Source organism: Sphingomonas sp. PEI4, from assembly GCF_056679955.1.
The window spans coordinates 1,770,380-1,788,865 of sequence record NZ_CM155258.1; the positions used below are offsets into that span (position 1 = coordinate 1,770,380).

An 18,486-nucleotide genomic window follows, 5' to 3' on the forward strand; every position below is an offset into this window, starting at 1 on the left:
ACAAGGAGCCCGCGGAACACATCCGGCATCCCGGCAGTATGTGATACCCATGACCGAATTTATCCTCGATCTCATCGCCTGGGGCGGATATTTCGGTATCTTCCTGTTGATGGCGCTCGAGAATATCGTGCCTCCCGTACCCTCCGAAGTCATCATGGGTCTGGGCGGCATGGCGGTCGCGCGCGGCAACATGAGCGTCGTGCCGCTGATCGCCTGGGGCACCGCGGGCTCGGTCGTCGGCAATTACTTCTGGTATTATATCGGCCGCAACATCGGCTACGAACGCTTCCGCCCGTTCATCGAGCGCAACGGCCGCTGGCTGACGATGGAATGGTCCGACGTCGAGAAAATCCACCGGTTCTTCATGAAGCGCGGCGGCTGGGTGATCTTCGTATTCCGCTTCATGCCGACCTTCCGCACCGTCATCTCGCTGCCCGCGGGGATGACGTGCATGCCGATCTGGCAGTTCGTCATATGGACCGCGGCGGGCAGCGCGATCTGGAATACCGTGCTCACCTATGCGGGCATCCTGCTCGGCTCGCATTTCTCCCAACTCGACCGCTATGTCGGCCCGGTCGCGGTGGCGACGTTCGTCGTCATCATCATCGGCTATGTATGGCGCGTCGTCACGTGGAAGCCGAAAGGCTCAGCCTGATTTTAGGCCCGCGGATGCGCGTTGCGGTACACGTCCATCAGATGCGCGGCGTCGACCTGCGTATAGACCTGCGTCGAACTCAGGCTCGCATGGCCGAGCAACTCCTGTAGTGCACGCAGATCCGCCCCCCGCCCCAGCAGATGCGTCGCAAAACTGTGGCGCAGCGCATGCGGCGTCGTCCGGTCGCCAAGCCCCAAGCGCGCGCGCGCAGCCTGCACCGCGCGGCGAATCATCACCGGGGACAATGCCCCGCCCTTCGCCCCCCGAAACAGCGGCACGTCGCGCGCGACCGGCCAGGGCGTCTGCGCGACATAGACCTCGATCGCGGTGCGGACCTGCGGCAACAGCGGCACCACCCGCGTCTTCTCACGCTTGCCCGTCACCCGGATCGTCTCGCCGAGCGGCAGGATCTCGCCCCGCAACGCCAGCGCCTCGCCGATCCGCAACCCTGCCCCGTACAGCAGCATCAACACTGCCCAGTCTCGCGCACCGATCCACGGCTCCGCCGCGTCGTCCGCCACCTCTTCGGCCAACGCCACCACCTCGGCCGGCGAGATCGGTCTCGGCACGCCCGCCTTGACGCGCGGCCCCCGCATCCGCGGTTGCTCGGCGCCTTCGTTGGCCCAGGCGAGGAACCCGCGCACCGCCGACAATTCGCGCGCTGCCGACGCATTGCCCAATCCGGCCTCACGACGTTGCGTCAGATACGCCCGCAGGTCCGTTGCCGTCACGCGTACAAGCGCACCGCGGGTGATCCGCTCCCCCCAATGCCCGACCAGAAACGCCGTCAGCCGTTCCGCCGATGCACGATACGCCCGTACCGTATGCACCGATCGCCGACGATCGCGCGCAAGGTGATCCGCCCAAAGCATCGACGGCGGCAGGGGATCGTCATGGTCCATCGTTGGACACTAACGCGTTCCGCCTGCAAAGAAAATTAACCTCCCGTGCGATATCGAGTGCCATGTCCCCTGCCGATCCCACGTTCGATATCTTTGCAGATGAAACGCGGCGCGTGGCGGCGCTTCACGCGCTCGCCTTGCTGGACAGCGAGCCCGAACGCGAATTCGATGCGCTCGTCGCACTGGCAGCGGAGACGCTGGGGTGCCCGACCGCACTGATGACGCTCGTCGACAGCGATCGACTCTGGATCAAGGCCGCAGCCGGCGGCGCACGCGGCGAGATCAGCCGCCACATCGGCATGTGCGCCTACACGATCCAGACCGAGGACCCGCTCGTCATCGAAGACCTCGACGGCGATTTACGGTTTGCAAAAAATCCGCTCGTTATGGCGGAAAGGGGCGCCCGGTTTTACGCAGGCGCGCCGATCCATGCGATCGATGGCGCGGGCGAGCGGCATGCGATCGGCACCATATGCGTCATCGATACGGTGCCGCGCAGCCTGAACGCTGCGGGCCGTCGCGCGCTGACACATCTGGCGACGCTGGCCGAGACAACCATCGCTGCACGGTCTGCCGCGAACCAGGCGATCGCGATCGCCGTTACCGCCGACAAACAAGCTGCAGCACTCGCGCGCCAGGATCGCATCTTTCGCCAGGCGGAGCGGATGGCGGCAATGGGCTCGTGGCGTACGTCGCTCGATCATCAGGACATGGGTTGGTCGGAGGGCGTCTTTCACATCCACGGGCTGCCGGTCGGCCCCGTGCCCGACATGGACGCGGCGATGAGCTTCTACCCCCCGCACGCCGAAGAGAAGCTCAACGCGTCGATGGCCCACACCCTGGCGACGGGGATGCCGTTCGATATCGAGGTCGACTTCACGACCGCACAGGGTGAGCCGCGCCGCGTACGTGTCCTCGGCGAGCTCGAGAACGACGGCGATAAGCCGATTGGATTCGTCGGCGTGTTCCAGGACGTGACCGACCGCTACGCCCTGGAAACCTCGTTGCGACGCACCGCGGATACCGATTCGCTGACCGGCATCGCCAATCGCGCCGCATTCGACCGGGCGCTCGATTCGGCGATGACGCGTGCGCATGCCGATGGCACGCCGCTGCTGCTCGCGCTGGTCGATCTCGATGGATTCAAGGCGATCAACGACACGCTCGGCCACACCGCAGGCGACGACGTGCTGCGCGTGGTCGGCCATGTCCTGCAGGCGCCCTGGCTGAAGGGAAGCTTCGCCGCACGACTGGGCGGCGACGAGTTCGCGTTGCTGATCGACAATCCGGGCTTGGTCGCGCAACCGAGCCACGTCTGCGCGCGGCTGGAGGAGGCGTTGCGCTTTCCGATCGCGCTAAACGGCCTTGCGATGGTCAGCGCCGGCACTGTCGGGATCGCCCCGCTGGAGCCCGATTGCCACGCGATCCGCGACTTCGTCCACCACGCCGATACGATCCTGTACGCGGCGAAACGCGCACGGGTCGGCGAACGTCGCCGGACGGACAGGCGCAACGCGGCGTAAGACGGTTCACGCGGAGTCGATCCGCCCCCATATGGGTGCACGATGTCGTCCCGCGCCCGTGTCCTGATCCTCAACGCCGCCCTCGGGCCGCTCGACTACCGCGTGCCCGCCGGCATGGAGGTCGAGCCGGGCTCGATCGTCGTTGCCCCGCTTGGGCCCAGGCAGTTGCTCGGCGTGGTCTGGGAGGCGGAACGGATGCCGTCCGACGCGGAGGTCGGCGACAACCGGTTGCGCAACCTGCTGGCGGTTGCGGACGTGCCCCCTTTGGGCGCGCCGCTACGGCGACTCGTCGAATGGACCGCAGATTACTATCTGGCACCGGCAGCGTCGGTATTGCGAATGACGCTCGCCTCCACCTCGGCGCTGGAGGGCGCACGCACCGCAGTCGAATATCGGACGACGGGAGTCGTACCACCGCGCCTGACCCCGCAACGCGAGCAGGCGCTGGAACGGATCGGCGATCGCCAAGGCCTGATCCGCGAACTCGCCACGCTGGCCGAAGTCAGCGACGCGGTGATCCGCGGCTTGGTAAAGGTCGGCGCGATCGAGGCGGTCGAGGTCAGCATCGACAGCCCCTACCCCGTGCCCGACCCGCTGCATCACGAGCCTACACTGTCCGAGGACCAGCGGGCGGCAGCGGATGCGCTCGTCGCGGGCGTTGCGGAGCACGCATTCCACCCCACGCTGCTCGACGGCGTCACCGGCTCGGGCAAGACCGAGGTGTATTTCGAGGCGGTCGCGCAGGCAATCCGCGACGGCCGCCAGACGCTGGTGCTGCTCCCCGAAATCGCGCTGACCGAGCCGTTCCTCAAGCGCTTCCACGACCGGTTCGGGTGCGAGCCGATCGCTTGGCATTCGGGCCTGCGTTCGACCCAGCGGCGGCGCGCATGGCGTGCGATCGCAAGCGGCGAGGCGCTGGTGACGGTCGGCGCTCGCTCCGCGCTGTTCCTGCCCTATCGCGATCTCGGGCTGATCGTCGTCGACGAGGCGCATGAGACGAGTTTCAAGCAGGAAGAGGGCGTGCATTATCATGCGCGCGACGTCGCGGTGATGCGCGGCAAGTTCGAGGGATGCCCGGTCATCCTCGCCTCGGCAACGCCGGCGATCGAGACTCGCCAGCAGGTCGTTACCGGGCGCTATGCCGAGCTGAAACTGCCCGGCCGGTTCGGTGCGGCCGAGATGCCAACGATCGAGCCGATCGACCTGATCAAGGAACCGCCCGAACGCGGCCGCTGGCTGGCACCACGGCTCGTGAAGGCGATGCAGGCAACGCTGGAGCGCGGCGAGCAATCACTGCTGTTTCTCAACCGCCGCGGCTACGCGCCGCTGACGTTGTGCCGGACGTGCGGGCATCGTTTCCAATGCCCGAACTGTACCGCGTGGATGGTCGAGCACCGCCTCACGCGACGGTTGGCGTGCCATCATTGCGGGCATGCCGAACCGACGCCGCGGGTTTGCCCGGAGTGCAAGGGCGAGGATACGCTCGTCGCCTGCGGGCCGGGGGTCGAGCGGATCGCCGACGAGGTGACCGCGCTCTTCCCCGAGGCGAAGACGGCCGTCGTCACGTCCGACACGATCTGGTCGCCTGCCAAGGCGGCGGAGTTCGTCGGGCGGATGGAGGCCGGCGATATCGACATCGTCGTCGGCACGCAGCTCGTGACCAAGGGGTATCACTTCCCCAACCTGACGCTCGTCGGCGTGGTCGATGCGGACCTCGGGCTTGATGGCGGCGACCTTCGCGCGGCCGAACGCACCTTCCAGCAGATACGGCAAGTCTCCGGCCGCGCCGGCCGCGGCGAGAAACCGGGACACGTGTTCATCCAGACGCACAGCCCCGGCGCGCAGGTGATGCAGGCGCTGATTACCGGTGATGCGGACGCGTTCTACGCGGCGGAGACGGACGCGCGGAAGGATGCGGGCGCGCCGCCGTTCGGGCGTTACGCCGCCATCGTGGTATCGTCCGAGGACCAGTCCTGCGCGCACGATACGGCGAAGCTGGTGGGGCGGAGCGCTCCGGAAGTCGAAGGCATGCACGTCTACGGTCCTGCCCCCGCGCCGCTCGCGATGTTGCGCGGACGCCATCGATACCGGTTGCTCGTCCACGCGCGGCGGGCGCTGGATGTGCAGGATGTGATCCGGGCGTGGCTGGGGAAGCTGGACTGGCCCTCGAAGGTGCGGGTGACGGTGGACGTCGACCCGTATAATTTCCTCTGAGTAGGCCGGCAACGCGCCCTTAACGATCGAGCGGTATGCTTCGCTGATGTCGTCGACCCGCATCGCACCCATCCAGTGGCTTCGCGCGCTTGCGGCGACGCTCGTGTTGATGATGCACGCGTCCGACATGATCGACTCGGGGCCAGTGGAACTAACCGGCAAGTTCGTACCGTCGGTTCCCAACCTCTCGGTGTTCGGGGCGAGCGGGGTCGACCTGTTCTTCGTCATCAGCGGGTTCGTCATGGCGCAGTCGCTGGCGACCGCGGACGCCGATGCGTGGCGGTTCCTCGCGAAGCGATGGTTGCGGATCGTGCCGTTGTTCGCGTGCGTCAGCGCGGTTTACATGATGATCATGCACGACCCTTTGACGGTACAGGCGGCGATCATGTCGATCACCGTCCTGCCGATCCTGGACGGGGTCAGCTATCATCTCCCCGCTTTGTATCCTGGGTGGACGCTGGGGTTCGAATTCGCGTTTTACGCGATCGTAGCCGTAGCAATGCTTTCACCGCGTCACCGTATCGAAACATTGCTCGCACTGACCGTTGCGTTCGCGCTGATGGGAAGTGTGGTTCACCCAGGTTGGGCACCCGCGCGATTGTTGCTGAACCCGCTGCTGCTCGAATTCGCGCTCGGCGTGGCCGTATGGATCGCATGGCACCGAGGGATCAGCGCTCGAATCGCATCACCTGCATTGGTATTGGGTGTTACGCTGTTGGCGATCGGGATCGCATTTGGGCTGGGCTTCTCGCTGCCGTTGCAGATCGACCTTGCGGTGGCGGGTGTGACGGGACTTGCCCGGACCTGGACGTGGGGTATGCCGTGGGCACTCGTGGTGCTCGGGGTAATTGATACGGTTGCCGAGGGACGGTTCGAACGGATCGTCGCGCATGTCGGCAATGCGTCCTATTCGACGTACCTGACTCATCCCTGCCTGATTGCGCTACTCTGGATGGTGGGAGGCTATATCCCGATCCTATCACCCTATGTGTTCGCACTGGCGTTCATCGTCGCGTCGACGATGCTGGGGCTGGCGGTTCATCGGTGGATCGAGAGACCGATGCTCGCGCGGTTACAAAGACGCCCGTCGGTATCGATCAGGCGAGCACCGGTGCTCGCCTGAGGAGGCTTATTCGCCGGCGTGCTCGGCGAGGACGGTCAGGCCCTTGTCATTCACCTCGGCGAAACCACCCCTGATAGCGATGATTTCCGGGGTAGCGTTCTGCGTGCGGTACACCTGGACGCCGCCGTCGTGGACCGTCGACATGAAGGGTGCGTGGCCTTCCAGAACGCCGAAATCGCCTTCGGCGCCGGGGACGACGACCATGTAGACCTCCTCCGAGCGGACGAGCTTTTCTGGCGTGACGAGTTCGAAATGCAGCATGTCTGGGTCTCACTCCCCTCCCGCATGCGGGAGGGGCCGGGGGTGGGCTCGCGCCATCAGCGTTGCGCGACGTGGAGAGCGGGTGCCCACCCCCCAGCCCCCTCCCGCTTGCGGGAGGGGGAGCAGTAGTAGCTTAAGCCTCGGAAGCCATCTTCTCGGCCTTGGCGACGGCTTCGTCGATGCCGCCGACCATGTAGAACGCCGCCTCGGGCAGGTGATCATACTCGCCCTCGACCACTGCCTTGAACGAGCGAACCGTATCCTCGAGCTGGACGAACTTGCCGCTGATGCCGGTGAAGACCTCGGCGACGTGGAACGGCTGGCTCAGGAACTTCTGGATTTTCCGCGCACGCTGGACAGTGAGCTTATCTTCTTCGCTCAGCTCGTCCATGCCGAGAATCGCGATGATGTCCTGCAGCGACTTGTACTTCTGCAAGGTCGACTGCACCGCGCGAGCCGTATCGTAATGCTCCTGGCCGACAACGCGCGGCTCGAGCAGACGCGAGGTCGAATCGAGCGGATCGACCGCCGGGTAGATGCCCAGCTCGGAGATCGCACGGTTGAGGTTGGTCGTCGCATCGAGATGCGCGAACGACGTCGCCGGGGCCGGATCGGTAAGATCGTCGGCCGGAACGTACACGGCCTGCACCGAGGTGATCGACCCCTTGTTGGTCGACGTGATGCGCTCCTGCAGCGCGCCCATGTCGGTCGACAGCGTCGGCTGGTAGCCCACCGCCGACGGGATGCGACCAAGCAGTGCCGAAACCTCTGCGCCCGCCTGCGTGAAGCGGAAGATGTTGTCGACGAAGAACAGAACGTCTTGGCCTTCGACGTCGCGGAAATACTCGGCGATCGTCAGGCCCGACAGCGCGACGCGAGCGCGCGCGCCTGGCGGCTCGTTCATCTGGCCGAACACCAGCGCAACCTTCGAGCCCTCCGACTGCGGATTGCCGTCGGCATCCTTGGCGATGACGCCCGCGTCGAGGAACTCGTGGTAGAGATCGTTACCCTCGCGGGTACGCTCGCCTACCCCTGCGAACACCGAGGTGCCGCCGTGGCCCTTCGCGATGTTGTTGATCAGTTCCTGGATCAGCACGGTCTTGCCGACGCCGGCCCCGCCGAACAGGCCGATCTTGCCGCCCTTCGCATATGGCGCGAGCAGGTCGATGACCTTGATGCCGGTGACCAGGATCGCGCTCTCGGTCGACTGGTCGACGAACAGCGGTGCCGAAGCATGGATCGGGGCGGTCGTCTCTGCGCCGACCGGACCACGCTCGTCGATCGGCTCGCCGATGACGTTGAGGATGCGGCCGAGCGTCTTCGGACCGACCGGAACGCGGATCTGCGAGCCGGTGTCGGTGACGGTCTGGCCGCGGGTCAGGCCTTCGGTGGCGTCCATCGCGATCGTGCGAACGGTGTTCTCGCCGAGATGCTGCGCGACTTCGAGAACGAGCCGGTTGCCATTGTTGCTGGTTTCCAGCGCGTTCAAGATCGCAGGCAGGTTATCGGGGAAATACACGTCGACGACGGCACCGATGACCTGCGAAATGCGGCCGGTGTTGTTCGTGATGCCCTCGGTAGGGCGGATTGCTTCAGCGGCGGTTGCCATCACTCTATCCTTGGGTCTTGCTGTTAGCCGGGCTGGTAGCCGGAGAACGGGTAAAAGTCACGTCGATGCGCTTGGGCGCACCGTTGGTCGAAGGCTCGATCGCCACCTTGGCGGGCGCCGCGTCGAGCGGCTGGCCGAGGCGGATCGCGCGCAAGAGCTCGGGCGACGCCTTGATCTTGAAGCGGCCGAGAAACTCGCCGACGGTCTGCGCGAGGCGCATCCGTGCGGTGGTCGCGTCGAGCGGATCGGTCAGCGTGAGCGCATAGGTCACGGTATCGATCGCCGCGGCGGTCTTTCCCGTAACAGCGACGGACGCCGTGTTGGGCTTTGCGGCGTTCGAATTGGAGAACATCCGCGGCTGGCCGGTCGCGGTGAAGCCACCGTCCTTTGCCGCATAAGCCCCAAGCCCAAAGCCTGCCTGGTTGATCGCGCCGATCGTCTCCTGCGGGGCACCGAACAGCCGATCCCAGCCCGACAGCGTCACGACGGAGGCGGCCTGCACCGCCTCCTGCTCGCGCACCGACGGTGCCGGCTTGCCGCAGCCCGCCAGCATCGCAGTCAGGGTCAAGGCGACCGCTACCCTCATTTCAGCGCTTCGGCACCCGAGATGATCTCGACCAGCTCGGTCGTGATCGCGGCCTGACGCGTGCGGTTATACTGGATCGAAAGGCGCGTGATCATGTCGCCGGCGTTGCGCGTGGCGTTGTCCATCGCGTTCATCCGCGAACCCTGCTCCGACGCTGCGTTTTCGAGCAGCGCACGGAAAATCTGGATCGCGACGTTGCGCGGCAGGAGATCGGCGAGGATCGCTTCCTCGTCGGGCTCGTACTCGGTCACGGCTTCGGCGGGGGCGTTGGGCCCACCCGCCTTCGCGCCTTCTGCGCCCGGGACGGACGAAATCGGCACGGGCACGATCTGGATCCCGGTGGGCACCTGCACCAGCGCCGAGACGAACTTCGCGTAGAACAGGTGCGCGACGTCGAACTGGCCTTCGCCGAAGCGCTTGATCAGGTCCTCGGAGATTTCCTGCGCGTCGCTAAACGCGAGCTTCTTGATCTGGCTCATCTCGTGATCGGCGAGAATGTCGTTCGGGAAGAAGCGCTTGATCACGCGCCCCTTCTTGCCGGCAACGTAGAATTTCACGGTCTTGCCCGCCGCGATCAGTTCCTCGGCCTTACGGCGAGCCGCACGGACGATGTTGGTGTTGAACGCACCGGCCAAGCCACGCTCCGACGTCGCGATGACGATCAGGTGGACCTGGTCCTTGCCCGTGCCCGCCAGCAGCGGCGACGCGCCCGGCGCGATGCCCACGCGCCCGGCGAGGCTCGCCATCACCGCTTCCAGCCGCTCGGCATAGGGACGCCCGGCAACCGCCGCGTCCTGCGCACGGCGCAGCTTCGCAGCGGCGACCATCTTCATCGCCTTGGTGATCTTCTGCGTCGACTTCACCGAGCCGATGCGGATCTTGAGGGCCTTAAGTGATGCCATTCTAGTTCGTCACCGTCCCTAAACCGTCATGCCGGACTTGTTCCGGTATCCACTCCTCCACCAGTCCTACGGGATCTGAGGCACGGTGGACCCCGGAACAAGTCCGGGGTGACGGTGTGTGTATGTCGTTTTCTACGCAGCTCAGGCGAAAGTCTTCGCGAACGCTTCGAGCGCTGCCTTCAGCTTGTCCTTTGCCTCGTTACCCAGGTCGCGGGTATCGCGGATCAGCTTCAGCACGTCGGCATGGTTCGCGCGCATGTCGGCCAGCAACGCCTGCTCATAGCGGGTCACGTCGGCGACCGGCACCTTGTCGAGATACCCGCTGGTGCCAGCGAAGATCGACACCGTCTGCTCTTCAAACGGCAGCGGCGAGAACTGTGCCTGCTTCAGCAACTCGGTCAGACGCGCACCGCGGTTGAGCAGCTTCTGCGTCGACGCATCGAGATCCGACCCGAACTGCGCGAACGCCGCCATCTCGCGGTACTGCGCCAGCTCGAGCTTGATCGAGCCCGACACCTTCTTCATCGCCTTGGTCTGAGCGGCCGAGCCGACGCGGCTCACCGACAGACCCACGTTGATCGCCGGACGCACGCCCGAGAAGAACAGGTCGGTTTCGAGGAAGATCTGGCCGTCGGTGATCGAGATCACGTTGGTCGGGATGTACGCCGAAACGTCGCCCGCCTGCGTCTCGATGATCGGCAGCGCGGTCAGCGAGCCGCCGCCGTTCGCGTCCGACATCTTCGCCGCACGCTCGAGCAGGCGGCTGTGCAGATAGAACACGTCGCCCGGATACGCCTCACGGCCCGGAGGACGACGCAGCAGCAGCGACATCTGGCGGTAAGCCACGGCCTGCTTGGACAGATCGTCGAAGCAGATCAGCGCATGCATCCCGCGATCGCGGAAATACTCGCCCATCGCGACGCCGGTGTACGGCGCGAGATACTGGAGCGGTGCAGGGTCCGACGCGGTCGCGGCGATGACGATGGTATATTCCATCGCGCCATTCTCTTCGAGCGTCTTGACCAGCTGCGCCACGGTCGAGCGCTTCTGGCCGATCGCGACATAGACGCAATACAGCTTCTTCGACTCGTCGTCGCCGGCGTTCGCGGTCTTCTGGTTGATGAACGCGTCGATCGCGATGGCCGACTTGCCGGTCTGGCGATCGCCGATGATCAGCTCGCGCTGGCCACGACCGACGGGCACGAGCGCGTCGATCGCCTTGAGCCCGGTCTGGACCGGCTCGCTGACCGACTGGCGCGGGATGATGCCTGGTGCCTTCACTTCGACGCGGCTGCGCTCGGCGGTGACGATCGGGCCCTTGCCGTCGATCGGGTTGCCGAGACCGTCGACCACGCGCCCCAGAAGCTCCTTGCCGATCGGCACGTCGACGATCGTGCCGGTGCGCTTGACGATGTCGCCTTCCTTGATCTCGGCATCCGAGCCGAAGATCACGACGCCGACGTTATCGGCCTCGAGGTTGAGCGCCATGCCCTGCACGCCGTTCGAGAATTCGACCATCTCGCCGGCCTGGACGTTGTCGAGGCCGAAGATGCGCGCGATGCCGTCGCCGACGCTCAGCACCTGGCCGGTCTCGCTGACCTGGGCCTCGGTACCGAAATTGGCGATCTGATCCTTGATGATCTTCGAGATTTCTGCGGCGCGGATATCCATTAGCTTAGCCCTTCATCGCGTGCGCGAGAGTGTTGAGACGCGTCTTGATCGACGAATCGATCATCTGGCTGCCGACGCGGACGACGAGTCCACCCAGCAACGATGGGTCGACGCTGAGGTCGACGGAAACTTCACGGCCGACGCGCTGGCGGAGCTGATGCTTCAGCTCGATCACCTGCTCGTCGGTCAGCGGATGCGCGGACGTCACTTCGGCAGCGACTTCACCGCGATGCTGCGCGGCAAGTGTACGGAATGCCTTGATGATCTTCGGCAACGCGCCCAGCCGGTGGTTCTCGGCGAGGACGCCGAGGAAGCTCTTGGTGGTCGCATCGACGCCGAGTTCGTCGGCGACCGCGGAGACCGCCTTCACGGCGGCGCCACGCGACACCATCGGGCTGGTCGTCAGCGTGCGGAAGTCCTCGGACTGCGCGAGTGCGTCGCGCACGTTCGCCAGGCTCGATTCGACCGCGTCGATCGTCTTCGCGTCACGCGCGAGTTCGAACAGGGCCAGCGCATAACGCCCGCCTAAGCTCGCCTGAATACCGCCGGATGTCTCCACGGAACCTCTATCCTCGCCTGCAACGAATAACCGACCCAACGGGAGAGAGGGCGCGAAAGCACCTCTCCTGGGACGCGGCGCGGGTAGCATCGGGTTCGCGTATTGGCAACCCGGCGGGAGAGCCGGAGGTGCGGGTTTGTGACTGTTTTGTCATTCGCCTCGGGGCGACCACCCTTCCTATGTCATCACCGCGCAGGCGGGGATCCATATCCTCCGGACCCGACGCTTTCGCCGCACGGCCTGCCACTATGGGTTCCCGCCTCCGCGGGAATGACGATAATGGGCGGGCATAATATCATACGAGGACCTGAGAATGACCGGCACGATGGAAACGATGACGATGTCCGACGGCGTGACCGTCGCGGTCTATCACGCGCAACCGACCGGTGATCGCCGGGGCGGTCTCGTGTTGGTGCAGGAGATCTTCGGGATCACCGACCACATCCGTGACCTGTGCGACGAATACGCCGCCGACGGTTATGAGGTCCTCGCCCCTGCCCTTTTCGATCGCGAACACCCCGGCTTCGAGGCGGACTATTCAGGCGACGGCCTCGCGCGCGGTGTCGAACTCGCGCGGCAACTCCACCCGTTCGAACTGTCGCTGAAGGACGTCCAGACCTGCATCGACACGCTCGCCCCTGCCGGGCCGGTGTTCGTGGTGGGCTATTGCTATGGCGGTTCGGTCGCGTGGTTCGCCTCGACCAAGCTTACCGGCGTCGCGGCGGCGAGCGGCTATTACGGCAGCATGATCCCCGCCGCTGCGGACGAGGAGCCGAAGGTGCCGGTGATCCTGCACTTCGGCCGCCACGACCACGGCATCCCGATGGAAGGCGTCGAGCAGGTCATCGCGAAGGATTGGCCGAACGCGACGGTGTATGTCTACGAAGCGGGCCACGGGTTCAATTCGGACCGCCGGAAGGATTATCACGAGCCTAGTGCGGACCTCGCGAAAAAACGCACGCTGGATCTGTTCCGCGCGAATGGCGGTTGAGCCACAACCAACACCACCCCGGCGAAGGCCGGGGCCCAATTGGAAAGGTAGCAATAATTGAGGGATGCGCTCAGTAGCGACGTCCCCCAATTGGGCCCCGGCCTTCGCCGGGGTGGTGGTGGTGGTGGCAGAGGTCTCACGGGACAGTAGGCGCTACTGACGTGAAGACAGCCCCTGCTTCCTTGTTCTCCCGCGAAGGCGGGAGCCCAGTCTGGGTCCCCGCCTTCGCGGGGAAACAAGGCGCCGTCGGTCCGCCGAGATCACCCTTGCGGAAAATCCGCCCCCAAGCTTTGCGCCTTGCGCGCCTCGATCTCCTTCAGCCGCTCCGTCAGCTTCGCCGTCACCGCATCATACCCGAAAGCCCCCAGCACCAGATGCCGCGGCGGGTTCGCATCCTCGGTCAGCGTGATCATCGCCTCGCCAGCCCGCACCGGATCGCCCGCCTGGGTCCCGCTGATATCCCGCGTACCGTCGAGCCGCTTGCCCGCCGTTTCCGCATAATCGGCGATCTTCACCGGCGTCTGCTTCAGCGAGCGCCCGGCCCAATCCGTCCGGAACGGCCCCGGCTCGACGCAGGTCACGGCGATCCCGAGCGGCTTCACCTCGGCGAGCAGCGAGTCCGACCAGCCCTCCACGGCATGCTTCGACGCGGCGTAATAGCCCGAGCCCGGAAACCCGACCAACCCGGCGACCGACGTGATGTTGATCACATGCCCGCTCTTCTGCCCCCGCATGATCGGCAGCACCGCGCGGGTCAGCGCAAACAACCCGAACACGTTCGCATCGAACTGCGCGCGGATCTCGGACTCCTCGCCCTCCTCGACCGACGCCTGATAGCCATAGCCCGCATTGTTCACGAGCACGTCGATCCGCCCGAACTTCGCCTGAGCCTGCGCGACGGCATCATCGATCTGCGCCTGATCGGTCACGTCGAGCGACAGCGCGAGTGCACGATCCTCGGCGCCCTCCGCGAGATCGGCCACCCGACCCGCATCCCGCGCGGTAACTACTGCACGCCAACCGCGCGCGAGCACGAGCTTGGCGAGTTCGCGACCAAAACCGGTCGAGCAGCCGGAAATGAACCAGACGGGCGTGTCGGAGGCCATGAGACATCTTTCTTTATGGGTATGCGCAGCAGAACGGCCGGGCCGCCCATTCGGGTCCGCTTTGATCGCAAGCCGCGGGATGCGCGCGCGTCGCGACCGGCTATACCGATCCAATGAGCACCGCCCCTGACGACGACACCGCCTGGACCGCGTTCGAAGCCCGCGACCGGGCATGGGACGGCCGGTTCGTCGTCGGCGTGAAGACCACCGGCATCTACTGCAAGCCAAGCTGCCCCGCGCGCCACCCCAAGCGCGAGAACGTCGCCTTCCATGCCGACCCGCCGAGCGCCCGCGCCGCCGGCTTCCGCGCGTGCCTGCGCTGCACTCCGGACGAAGTCGGCCGCGACCGCATCGCCGTCGCGGCGGCCGTCGCGCTGCTCGAAGCCACCGATGACCGCCTCTCGCTCGACGCGGTCGCCGCCAAGGTCGGCTACGCCCCGCACCATTTCCACCGCCTGTTCAAGCGCGCCACCGGCGTCACTCCCGCCGCCTATGCGCGCGCGCTGCGCACCGGCCGCGCGGCCGACGCCTTATCGGAGGATTCGACCGTGACCGCAGCGATCTACGGCGCCGGCTATTCCGCCCCGAGCCGCTTCTACGAGGCCGACGCGAAACGGCTCGGCATGGCGCCCAGCGCCTGGGCGCGCGGCGGCGAAGGCGTCACGATCCGCTGGACCACCGCCGACACGAGCCTAGGCGCGCTGTTCGTCGCCGCGACCGACAAGGGCCTGTGTCGCGTGTCGTTCGACGAAGATGCCGACGAACTCCGCCGCCGCTTCCCCAACGCCACGATCGAACCAGGCGACGCAGCCCTCGCCGAGCTGGCAGCGCAAGTCGTCGCTGCCGTCGAATCCCCCGAACGCGACCAAGACCTCCCGCTGGACGTCCGCGGCACCGCCTTTCAGGAAGCTATCTGGCAAGCATTGCGGCAAATCCCGCTCGGCGAAACCCGAACCTACAGCGAACTCGCCGCACTCGCCGGCCGCCCCGCCGCAGTCCGCGCCGCCGGCACCGCCTGCGGACAGAACCCCGTCTCTATCGTCATCCCCTGCCACCGCGCGCAACGGATCGGCGGCGCGCTCGGCGGCTATGCCTACGGCCTCGATCGCAAGCGCGCGCTGCTCACCCGCGAACGCGATTGAGCGTCAACCGGCCGGAGGCGTATCCGCCGCCTCGCCCGGCGCCTGGCCGAGCGAGCGCAACGCTTCGGGCCCGATCTTACCCGATTCCAGGATCGTGATCAGACGTGCCGCGGGATTGTCCGCCGGCAGATGCGGATTGAAGGCGAGCGGACGCAAGGTCCGTTTGGCATCGTCCGCATCGCCGTCGCGTATCTCCTGCGTCGCAACCCGGAATCGCAGGCCCGGATCCTGCGGCACCAGTTCGAGCGCCCGCTTTACGCCGGTGATCGCCGCCTTGGTCGGCGGCGCTCGCTGCGTGCGGAAGCTGTCGTAATACAACGACAACGCCTCCGCATCGTCGAGGGCGAGGCGGTTGGCCTTGACGATCCAGCTTCGCGCTTCCTTCCACGCTTCAGGATCCTTGGCGGAGCCGGCGCTCGCGCGGCGCAAATGGATCCTCGCCTTGTACAGCAACGCCTGCGCCATCTTCGGGTCAGCCGCCAGTGCGCGGTCCGCAGCCGCCTCGGCATCGTCGTCCTGGACCGCGTCATAGGCCATCTCCGCGAACCAGCCCTGCGCCACGGCATCGTTCGGATAGGCTGCGGCGATCGCCTTGGCGCGCGTGTAGATCGGCTGCGCTGCCTGTCGATTCACACCGCGTTCGGACTCCATGCGAAGGTTCATCAGCGCATCGGCACCCGCGCTCAGTGGCTCGACCGTGATCTTCGTATCGGGCAGGCGCGAATAGGCGATCTTGATGCCGGGGATGGTCGACCGCGCGAGATAGGCGTCGAGCGCCCGATCGAGCGCGCGCAGATCGCCGAACGCTGCCCGTGCCGCCGCGACGCTGGGAACGCCCTTGTTCAACGCATCGAGATAGCGCCCGAACGTCGCGCCACGCGCCGGATCGAACATGATATAATGCGTCAGCAACCAGCCGCGCGCATACAGCGAGCCGCGTTCCTCGTCCGACAACCGGCGCGATCCGGTATCGAACAGGCGTTCCGCCGACAGTCCGCGCGTCCTCAACAGACTATACGCCCGGTGCTGGGCCGCGACCCCGACCATCACGCCGTCCTTTTCGAACCGCGCGGTCGAGACGAACTCGGCATAGCCCTCTGAGAACCAGGCGGGGTAGGCCGCGGCGAACGTACCGAGCAGGAAATGATGCGCGTATTCGTGGAACAGCACGATCTGCGGCCGCAGATTGGCGTCCCCGCCGCCGGAGCGCGGCGTGAAGGCGATCGATCCGTTCACACGCGGCACGTAGAACCCCGCGACGTTGGCGCTGCCCCTGCCCATCAGCTTGCGGACGTCGCTGGCGTCGTCGACGACGTACACGGTCACCCGGTTGGTGCCGGCTTCGGCGATCGGGACGCTGACGTTGTGCAGGATACGCATCACGCCGTCGAACTGCTCGAGTTGCGTCGCGGTCTTGCGCAATTCCTTCTCGCCGACGCTGGAATAGACGACGAAATGGTCGGATATCGCCCGCAACCACTTCGCCTCCGACGCGGTCGATGCAGATGAAGCGCTCGCGGCGACCACTACCGACATACCGCGAACCCATCCCACGGCACTGGTCATTCCGCCCCCTTTGCCAAGCTTCATGCCGACCGGTTGCTTCGGCCCCTGGCGCAACCGAGCAGATTCCGGGGCGGTAATCTATCCGTTTTGTCCGATATCGATCATTTTGCCGACTTGCAGGAATAGACCAGCTTCTCGTTCGGCAGCGGCGGCAACACCGCACGAACCGCCGCCTGTTGCCCCGCAAGGCGCGCCAACGCCGCATCGTCCATGTTGCACACGTTCGGCACGACACCCCGAGCGGTCCGCGCCGCGTCCATTCCCGCCGCCGACATCAGATAGCGTGTATTGGAATAGACGCGCGTAGCCGGATCGAAGGACAGCACGGATACCGTCTGCTCGGCGTCCGGCACCAGTACGCGATCCCATCGGCCATTCGCGCCGACATATTGCGTCTTGCCGTTCATGCAGCCTTTCGCACCCCAATCGATCGGCACGTCCTCGCTCGACGAGATCGTGATCCGGCTGCGCTCCGGGATCAGCGTGCACATCAGTTTTCCGAGCGCCGCATCGGGCGTGGATACCCGGGCTTTCGGCAGCGCGGACAGCGGCACGTCGACCTCGCCCGAAGGCCGCAATACGAACACGATTATCGCGACCAGCACGCTCAAGCCACCGATACCCAGCGCCCACACCGCCTGCCGCCGCTGCCCCCGCGATTCGAGCAGCCCCGCACTCCCGATCACCAGCGCTCCGGCGACCAGCAGCAGCCCGGCAATCGCCATGACGTTCTCACGCGCGCGCCCAGCCTCGGTCCGCGCCTTCTCCAGCGCGACCTCGCGGGTCATCGCATCCTGCGTTGCCGCGTCACGCTTGGCAGACGCCGCATCGGCGGTGGCGCGTGCGTCCGCGTCCGCATCCTGCCGCAAGCGATCCTCGATCGAGGTGCATCCCGTCCCGATCGACGCGTAAGGCTGTTTTGCATCATGCAGGAAACCGGCGAGCTCGGTATCCGCGATCGCGAACCCGAACGTCGAATCGCCCTCCTCGCCGCGCGTGATCGCCGAGTTCACCCCGATCACCCGCCCGCACCGATCGAGCAGGGGACCACCCGAATTACCACGCGCGATGCTGGCGGTGTGCAAAAGCACCTCGACATTGCTCAGCACGCGCCGCCCCGAGAGCACGCCCTCCGACCGCACCGGAGTCATCGGCCGGATATAATCCGCCGCCGATCGCGCCGTCGCCAAGTCGACATTCCCCGGGAAGCCCAGCGACACCACCGCATCGCCCTCGCTCATCGGCCCGGTATACAGCGCACTCGGCGGCAGGCGCGCGCCGGTGAACTCGATCAGCGCCAGGTCGCGCTGCGAATCATAGGCGATCACCTTGCCCTGATACGATTTGCTGCCCTCGGTCGGGACGATGCCGACGACGATGTTGTCGGGATAGCGCTCGGCGAGATCGACGACGTGCGCGTTGGTGACGATCCGGTTGGGCGCGATCGCAAAGCCGCTGCCGTGGCCGAAGCCGACCACCTGGTCGTCGACGACCGCGATCGTCACGACGCGCACCACGCCGCGCCCGGTGGCGGCGATATCGTCGGCCGAAGCCGAGCTGGCCAACCCGAAGGTGAGCGCGAGAAGAAGCAGCAGGCGGATCATGCGCCTGCCTTCGGGGAGTTCGCGGCGGCGATCAACCCTCGGTGCTCAAGGCGCGCCGCATACCGGTCCGGT

The 18,486-nt window shown here is 66.0% G+C and carries 16 protein-coding genes; 6 read left to right on the plus strand and 10 right to left on the minus strand.

Going from position 1 to position 18,486, the window contains the following annotated elements; genetic code table 11:
* Positions 1–49: 49 nt before the first annotated feature.
* Entirely contained in the window at positions 50–655 is a 606-nt protein-coding gene (locus AC1MLZ_RS08110; protein WP_480961189.1) for a DedA family protein, read from the plus strand.
* Between the two features lie 2 nt (positions 656–657).
* On the opposite strand, the gene AC1MLZ_RS08115 is transcribed toward AC1MLZ_RS08110, so the two are convergent.
* Positions 658–1,557: a tyrosine recombinase XerC gene (locus AC1MLZ_RS08115; RefSeq protein ID WP_480961190.1), complete on the minus strand. Its 900-nt coding sequence runs from the start codon at positions 1,555–1,557 to the stop codon at positions 658–660.
* A 62-nt stretch (positions 1,558–1,619) separates the two neighbouring features.
* On the opposite strand from AC1MLZ_RS08115, the gene AC1MLZ_RS08120 reads away from it, so the two are divergent.
* The 3 genes from AC1MLZ_RS08120 to AC1MLZ_RS08130 are packed head-to-tail and all read left to right on the plus strand — an operon-like array spanning position 1,620 to position 6,417.
* On the plus strand, positions 1,620–3,080 hold the full coding sequence (locus AC1MLZ_RS08120) for a diguanylate cyclase domain-containing protein (protein ID WP_480961191.1): 1,461 nt from the start codon (positions 1,620–1,622) through the stop codon (positions 3,078–3,080).
* Between the two features lie 42 nt (positions 3,081–3,122).
* Positions 3,123–5,294, plus strand: a complete 2,172-nt coding sequence (locus AC1MLZ_RS08125) for a primosomal protein N' (RefSeq protein WP_480961192.1) — start codon at positions 3,123–3,125, stop codon at positions 5,292–5,294.
* A 46-nt stretch (positions 5,295–5,340) separates the two neighbouring features.
* Entirely contained in the window at positions 5,341–6,417 is a 1,077-nt protein-coding gene (locus tag AC1MLZ_RS08130) for an acyltransferase family protein (RefSeq protein ID WP_480961193.1), read from the plus strand.
* Positions 6,418–6,423: 6 nt separating this feature from the next.
* Here AC1MLZ_RS08130 and AC1MLZ_RS08135 read toward each other — a convergent pair whose 3' ends face one another.
* The 6 genes from AC1MLZ_RS08135 to AC1MLZ_RS08160 form a co-directional block, all read right to left on the minus strand.
* Positions 6,424–6,678 (minus strand): ATP synthase F1 subunit epsilon, encoded by a 255-nt coding sequence (locus tag AC1MLZ_RS08135; protein ID WP_480961194.1) that lies wholly within the window; start codon positions 6,676–6,678, stop codon positions 6,424–6,426.
* A gap of 133 nt (positions 6,679–6,811) precedes the next feature.
* Positions 6,812–8,287 (minus strand): F0F1 ATP synthase subunit beta, encoded by a 1,476-nt coding sequence (gene atpD / locus AC1MLZ_RS08140; protein ID WP_480961195.1) that lies wholly within the window; start codon positions 8,285–8,287, stop codon positions 6,812–6,814.
* 4 nt (positions 8,288–8,291) lie between these two features.
* Positions 8,292–8,855 (minus strand): hypothetical protein, encoded by a 564-nt coding sequence (locus AC1MLZ_RS08145; RefSeq protein ID WP_480961196.1) that lies wholly within the window; start codon positions 8,853–8,855, stop codon positions 8,292–8,294.
* Between the two features lie 14 nt (positions 8,856–8,869).
* Entirely contained in the window at positions 8,870–9,775 is a 906-nt protein-coding gene (locus AC1MLZ_RS08150; RefSeq protein WP_480961197.1) for a F0F1 ATP synthase subunit gamma, read from the minus strand.
* 141 nt (positions 9,776–9,916) lie between these two features.
* Positions 9,917–11,446 carry a F0F1 ATP synthase subunit alpha gene (gene atpA, locus AC1MLZ_RS08155; protein ID WP_480961198.1) on the minus strand — a complete coding sequence of 510 codons (1,530 nt, stop codon included), beginning with the start codon at positions 11,444–11,446 and terminating at the stop codon, positions 9,917–9,919.
* A 4-nt stretch (positions 11,447–11,450) separates the two neighbouring features.
* On the minus strand, positions 11,451–12,005 hold the full coding sequence (locus tag AC1MLZ_RS08160) for a F0F1 ATP synthase subunit delta (protein WP_480961199.1): 555 nt from the start codon (positions 12,003–12,005) through the stop codon (positions 11,451–11,453).
* Positions 12,006–12,318: 313 nt separating this feature from the next.
* On the opposite strand from AC1MLZ_RS08160, the gene AC1MLZ_RS08165 reads away from it, so the two are divergent.
* Positions 12,319–12,996, plus strand: a complete 678-nt coding sequence (locus tag AC1MLZ_RS08165; protein WP_480961200.1) for a dienelactone hydrolase family protein — start codon at positions 12,319–12,321, stop codon at positions 12,994–12,996.
* Between the two features lie 260 nt (positions 12,997–13,256).
* On the opposite strand, the gene AC1MLZ_RS08170 is transcribed toward AC1MLZ_RS08165, so the two are convergent.
* A complete protein-coding gene (locus tag AC1MLZ_RS08170; protein WP_480961201.1) occupies positions 13,257–14,102 on the minus strand; it encodes an oxidoreductase in 846 nt (281 codons plus the stop codon).
* Between the two features lie 113 nt (positions 14,103–14,215).
* Between AC1MLZ_RS08170 and ada the strand changes: the two genes are divergently transcribed.
* A complete protein-coding gene (gene ada / locus AC1MLZ_RS08175) occupies positions 14,216–15,244 on the plus strand; it encodes a bifunctional DNA-binding transcriptional regulator/O6-methylguanine-DNA methyltransferase Ada (RefSeq protein WP_480961202.1) in 1,029 nt (342 codons plus the stop codon).
* A gap of 3 nt (positions 15,245–15,247) precedes the next feature.
* Here the strand turns inward: ada and AC1MLZ_RS08180 are convergent, their stop codons facing one another.
* Positions 15,248–16,810, minus strand: coding sequence for a hypothetical protein (locus AC1MLZ_RS08180; RefSeq protein WP_480961203.1), 1,563 nt, complete (start codon positions 16,808–16,810; stop codon positions 15,248–15,250).
* Positions 16,811–16,911: 101 nt separating this feature from the next.
* Complete coding sequence (locus AC1MLZ_RS08185) at positions 16,912–18,414, minus strand: S1C family serine protease (protein ID WP_480961204.1); 1,503 nt, start codon at positions 18,412–18,414, stop codon at positions 16,912–16,914.
* Between the last annotated feature and the right edge of the window lie 72 nt (positions 18,415–18,486).

Coding starts and splice junctions, on each gene's coding strand:
- ada (WP_480961202.1), top strand. CDS start 14,216: ATGAGCACCGCCCCTGACGACGACACCGCCTGGACCGCGTTCGAAGCC.
- AC1MLZ_RS08165 (WP_480961200.1), top strand. CDS start 12,319: ATGACCGGCACGATGGAAACGATGACGATGTCCGACGGCGTGACCGTC.
- AC1MLZ_RS08185 (WP_480961204.1), bottom strand. CDS start 18,414: ATGATCCGCCTGCTGCTTCTTCTCGCGCTCACCTTCGGGTTGGCCAGC.
- AC1MLZ_RS08180 (WP_480961203.1), bottom strand. CDS start 16,810: ATGACCAGTGCCGTGGGATGGGTTCGCGGTATGTCGGTAGTGGTCGCC.
- atpD (WP_480961195.1), bottom strand. CDS start 8,287: ATGGCAACCGCCGCTGAAGCAATCCGCCCTACCGAGGGCATCACGAAC.
- atpA (WP_480961198.1), bottom strand. CDS start 11,446: ATGGATATCCGCGCCGCAGAAATCTCGAAGATCATCAAGGATCAGATC.
- AC1MLZ_RS08110 (WP_480961189.1), top strand. CDS start 50: ATGACCGAATTTATCCTCGATCTCATCGCCTGGGGCGGATATTTCGGT.
- AC1MLZ_RS08150 (WP_480961197.1), bottom strand. CDS start 9,775: ATGGCATCACTTAAGGCCCTCAAGATCCGCATCGGCTCGGTGAAGTCG.
- AC1MLZ_RS08135 (WP_480961194.1), bottom strand. CDS start 6,678: ATGCTGCATTTCGAACTCGTCACGCCAGAAAAGCTCGTCCGCTCGGAG.
- AC1MLZ_RS08125 (WP_480961192.1), top strand. CDS start 3,123: ATGTCGTCCCGCGCCCGTGTCCTGATCCTCAACGCCGCCCTCGGGCCG.
- AC1MLZ_RS08120 (WP_480961191.1), top strand. CDS start 1,620: ATGTCCCCTGCCGATCCCACGTTCGATATCTTTGCAGATGAAACGCGG.
- AC1MLZ_RS08115 (WP_480961190.1), bottom strand. CDS start 1,557: ATGGACCATGACGATCCCCTGCCGCCGTCGATGCTTTGGGCGGATCAC.
- AC1MLZ_RS08170 (WP_480961201.1), bottom strand. CDS start 14,102: ATGGCCTCCGACACGCCCGTCTGGTTCATTTCCGGCTGCTCGACCGGT.
- AC1MLZ_RS08130 (WP_480961193.1), top strand. CDS start 5,341: ATGTCGTCGACCCGCATCGCACCCATCCAGTGGCTTCGCGCGCTTGCG.